A 4,284-nucleotide genomic window follows, 5' to 3' on the forward strand; every position below is an offset into this window, starting at 1 on the left:
GCCCAGATGCCGCCCAGCCCCAGGTCCAGCCCGTACGCCAGCCAGATCGCCGGCAGGAACCCGCCGAGCGCGGCCACGATGGTGAGGTTGCGCAGGTAACGCACGTCCCCCGCGCCGATCAGCACCCCGTCGAGGGCGAAGACCACCCCGGCGAGGGGCTGCATCGCGACGAACCAGGGCCAGGCCAGCATCGCCTGCTCGCGTACCTGGGGGTCGGAGCTGAACCACGACGGGACCAGGCCGGCGCCGGCGGCGATGAGCACCGCGAAGCCGATCCCGCAGGCGCCGCCGAGCAGCGCGAAGCGACGGGCCAGCGCGCGGGCGCCGGCGCCGTCCCCGGCACCGAGCGCGGCCCCGACCAGCGCCTGGGCGGCGATGGCGAGCGCGTCGAGCAGCAGTGCGGTGAGGAACCACAGTTGCAGCGCGATCTGGTGCGCGCCGACGGCGGCGGCGCCGAAGCGGGCCGCGACCGCGGTGGCGGAGAGAAAACTGGCCTGGAACGCCAGGCCCCGGACGAGCAGGTCCCGGCTGAGCGCCAACTGCTGCCGGATGAGTCGGGGCCGGGGCCGCAGCGACACCCGCTCGCGGACCAGCGCCGCGGCGAAGAGCACGCCGGAGACGGTCTGGGCGACCGCGTTGGCCACCGCCGAGCCGACCAGGCCGAGCCCGGCCGGGTAGACCAGCAGCGGGCAGAGCAGCGCCGAGAGCAGGTTGGGCGCGAGCACGAACAGCAGCGGACGGCGGGTGTCCTGGACGCCGCGCAGCCAGCCGTTGCCGGCGGCGGCGAGCAGCAGGCCGGGGGCACCGAGCGCCGCGACCCGCAGCCACAGCCCGGCCGCGTCGGCCACCTCGCCGCCGCCTCCGGCGAGCGTACGCGCCAACGCGCCGCCGCCGACCTGCATGCCGAGCGCCACCAGCACCCCGACGGTGAACGCGAGCCAGGATGCCTGCACGCCCTCGGCCACCGCCGCCGCCCGGTCACCGGCGCCGAACCGGCGGGCCGCCCGCCCGGTGATGCCGTACGCGAGCACGGTGCCCAGCCAGGCGGTGAGGGTCATCACGGTGCCGCCGACGGCCAGCGCGGCGAGCGGCACCCGACCGAGGTGCCCGACGACCGCCGTGTCGACCAGCACGTAGAGCGGCTCGGCGGCGAGCACCACCAGGGCGGGCAGGGCGAGGGCGGCGATCCGGCGCGGCGGCGCGAGCGCGGTGGCGGACTGACTCATCGCCGCGATCCTGCCACACCACGAGTAAGGCCCGCTATCGGCTACCGGCGCTTACGGCTGGCTTCTGGCGGACCACCCGGGCGAGGCGGTACGGCGTCCAGCACCTCGTCGCCACCGCGCGACGGACGGCTGAACGAAGGGCGGTGAGGTCGTCGAGGCGGACCTCGGCGACGTCACCGCCGCTCGACCTGGGTCACTGACGGGTGTCCATCGAGGTCTGCAGCGCGCGCCGCATCTGCTCGCGTGCCTCGTCGGTGGTGTCGGGCTTGGGCTTGGACGGCATGGGAGTGCCCCTTCCAGGGTGTGGACCGTCCTACCGACGGCCCCACGGGCGGTCCTGCTGAGCGCCGGCGGCCCTCCGGGATCACCGGATGCGGCTCGCCTGGCAGCGTGAGCCCGGGTCGATCGACCCTGGAGGGTGGCGGCACCGGGTGTGGAACCACCGCCCCGACCTGCGCCGAAGCGCCGGTCCTTTCCCAAGTTAACGTTTACTTTCCACATGCTGCCCGTGGATCCCGTCATCTGGACGGGGAGACGCTGACCGGCCCCGGATGCGGCAAACGGCGGTATCCCTGCGTGGGGATACCGCCGTTTGCCGCGTTTGGAGTCGATCATGGGAGGCGGCCAGACCGGACGGCTGGCAGCAGGCGTCAGCGGGCCAGGAAGTGCCAGCCCAGCCACCACCAGAAGCCGAACACCCCGATCCGGCCCACCGGAACCGGTCCGACCTCGTACCGCATCACGTAGGCGCAGACATCAGCGAGGGAGGGCACCCGTGAACCCGGTCGGCGGGCCGCCCACTCGACCACGGCGAAGAGCACCAGCGCGGTCGCGAACCCCGCGATGGCGACCAGCCGCATCATCGGCGCACCAGTCCCCAGAACGCCGCCAGCCAGCCGAACCAGACGGCGGAACGCACCAGTTCGTCCGCCAGGATCGGATCGGCGAGGCGGCTGAAGGTGGGAAACTCGTCACCGGCCGACATCACGAACGTGGCGGCCTCGAACACCCCGAAGACGGCCACCGGCAGCATCCACCAGAGGGCCCCTCGGTCCAACCGGCCAGGGGGCGGTCGCCGTGGCACCCGGTTACCGAGCCCCAGCCAGATCAACGCACCGCCGGTGGTCAGGATCCAGAGATTGGCCTGCGCCGAGAAGGAGGGCAACTGACCGCCGACCAGGGAGAGACAGGCCAGCACCGGCACGGTGACCATCGGACGGTCCCAGGCGCGCGGCGCCTCGACGGTGAGATCGCGAGGCTGCTCCATCCTCCGATTCTGCCCGCGCCCATCCAGCGCCGAAAGACCCGACACCCCGCAGCCAGGAAGCCGGCGTACGCGCGAGCCCCACCGGGCGCGGGCATTGGGGAACCCGCCGGGCACGGGCGGGGCGGTACGGCGTCGCAGGTCAGGACGCGATCAGTGCGGCATCCACCTCGACCCGGATCCGCCCGAGCACCTCCTGGGCGTCACCGTGGCCGGTGAACCCGGCGGCGAACCGGTGCCCACCGCCGCCCAGCGCCATCGCGACCCGGCTGACGTCGACCGCGCCCTTGCTGCGCAGGGAGACCGCCCACTCGTCGGACCCGACCTGCTTGAGTACGCACGCCACGTCGGCCTCGGCCGTGCACCGGACCGAGTCGATCAAGGACTCCAGGACGTACGGCCGCTGGTGGTGCCGAGCCAGATCGTCCAGCGTCGCGTACGTCCAGACCAGGCCGCGCCCGGCCGCCGCCGTGGGATCCAGCACCGCCCGGCCGAGCACCTCGCCGAAGAGCCGTACCGCGCCGAAGGGTCGGGTGTCGAAGACCCGGCGGGAGATGTCGCCCGGCCGGATGCCGGTGGCCAGCAGCCGGGCGGCGAGCTGATGCACGGCGGGCGTGGTCGCCTCGAACCGGAACGAGCCGGTGTCGGTGGTCAACGCGACGTAGAGACAGGTCGCGATCTCCGCGTCCAGCGACACGCCGAGCCGGGCGAGCAGTTCCTCGGCGACGACCGAGGTCGCCGCCGCCCCCGGGTCCACCAGGTGGAGCCGCCCGAAACCGGTGTTCGACGCGTGATGGTCGAGCACCAGCGCGTCGCCGGCGGTGTCGAGCCGGTCGACCAGCTCGCCCAGCCGCGACGCGCTGGCCGCGTCGAAGCACACCACCAGATCCGGGTCCGGGTACGCCTCGACCGACGGCACCAGCAGGTCGAGACCGGGTAGCCAGCCCAACGGCTCGGGCAGCTCGGGCGGGCCGGGGAAGGTCGCCTGGAGCCGGCCTACGCCCAGCCGGCGCAGGCCGAGCCCGAAGCCCAGCATGCTGCCGAGCGCGTCGCCGTCCGGGTTGACGTGGCAGACGAGCAGCACCCGCGCATCGGCCGGCAGCCGGCGTACCGCCGCGACCGCGGCGGCCCAGTCGGCCTCGGTCGGCGCGGCGAGGGCCGGCCCGGGAAGCAGATCGCCGGCTGGGCCGCTCACCGTCGGTCCGCCGCGGAGGGGGTGCCCTCGTCCTCGTCGTCGCCCGGTTCGGTGTCGTCGGTGTCCTCGTCGTCGACCCGGTACGGCTGGGCGTCGCCCGCGTACTGGGCGCTGGCGGCGAGCCGCTGCACCTCGGCATCGGCGTGGCGGGCCTGGGCGAGCAGGTCGTCGATGTGCTTGACCTGGTCCTGCACGTCGTCGAGGACGAAGGTCAGGGTCGGCGAGTGACGCAGCCCGAGCGCCTTGCCCACGGTGCTGCGCAGCATGCCCTTGGCGCTCTCCAGCGCGGCGGCGGTGCTCGCCTGGGCCGCCGCGTCACCGAGCACGGTGTAGAAGACCGTGGCGTCACGCAGGTCGGCGGTGATCCGGGCGTCGGTGATCGTGATCATGCCGAGCCGGGGGTCCTTGATCTGGCTCCGCACCACCGACGCGACCAGTTCGCGAATGCGCTCCGCGTGCCGGCGTACCTTGGCCGGATCCGTCATCTCCCCCACCTCCAGGGCATCCTGCTCCCGGCCGGAGCGGCGGCACGAATCGGCCGCCGGGACCGACCGCCCGACATGTCGAACACTACCCGCGCGCCACGCGCCCCCGCCCAC

At 73.9% G+C, this 4,284-nt stretch carries 5 protein-coding genes; all 5 read right to left on the reverse strand.

All coding sequences use genetic code 11. The features are described 5' to 3' along the window. Nucleotides 1-1,226 (reverse strand): MATE family efflux transporter (locus tag E1182_RS29415; protein WP_132270977.1); only part of this gene is annotated, 1,226 nt, incomplete at its 3' end. Between the two features lie 650 nt (nucleotides 1,227-1,876). Then, on the reverse strand, nucleotides 1,877-2,086 hold the full coding sequence (locus E1182_RS29420; RefSeq protein ID WP_207914003.1) for a DUF6186 family protein: 210 nt from the start codon (nucleotides 2,084-2,086) through the stop codon (nucleotides 1,877-1,879). Then, nucleotides 2,086-2,493 (reverse strand): hypothetical protein, encoded by a 408-nt coding sequence (locus E1182_RS29425; protein ID WP_132270979.1) that lies wholly within the window; start codon nucleotides 2,491-2,493, stop codon nucleotides 2,086-2,088. The genes E1182_RS29420 and E1182_RS29425 overlap by 1 nt, the downstream gene beginning before the upstream one ends. 139 nt (nucleotides 2,494-2,632) lie before the next feature. After that, entirely contained in the window at nucleotides 2,633-3,664 is a 1,032-nt protein-coding gene (locus tag E1182_RS29430) for a bifunctional oligoribonuclease/PAP phosphatase NrnA (RefSeq protein ID WP_132270981.1), read from the reverse strand. Nucleotides 3,665-3,681: 17 nt separating this feature from the next. Continuing rightward, nucleotides 3,682-4,170 (reverse strand): 30S ribosome-binding factor RbfA, encoded by a 489-nt coding sequence (gene rbfA / locus E1182_RS29435; protein WP_132270980.1) that lies wholly within the window; start codon nucleotides 4,168-4,170, stop codon nucleotides 3,682-3,684. Between the last annotated feature and the right edge of the window lie 114 nt (nucleotides 4,171-4,284).

This window comes from Micromonospora sp. KC721 (assembly GCF_004348355.1).
GTDB lineage: Bacteria > Actinomycetota > Actinomycetes > Mycobacteriales > Micromonosporaceae > Micromonospora.

Bases quoted from the DNA above. Each gene is read 5' to 3' on its own strand.
- rbfA (WP_132270980.1), bottom strand. From the start codon at position 4,170: ATGACGGATCCGGCCAAGGTACGCCGGCACGCGGAGCGCATTCGCGAA.
- E1182_RS29425 (WP_132270979.1), bottom strand. From the start codon at position 2,493: ATGGAGCAGCCTCGCGATCTCACCGTCGAGGCGCCGCGCGCCTGGGAC.
- E1182_RS29420 (WP_207914003.1), bottom strand. From the start codon at position 2,086: ATGCGGCTGGTCGCCATCGCGGGGTTCGCGACCGCGCTGGTGCTCTTC.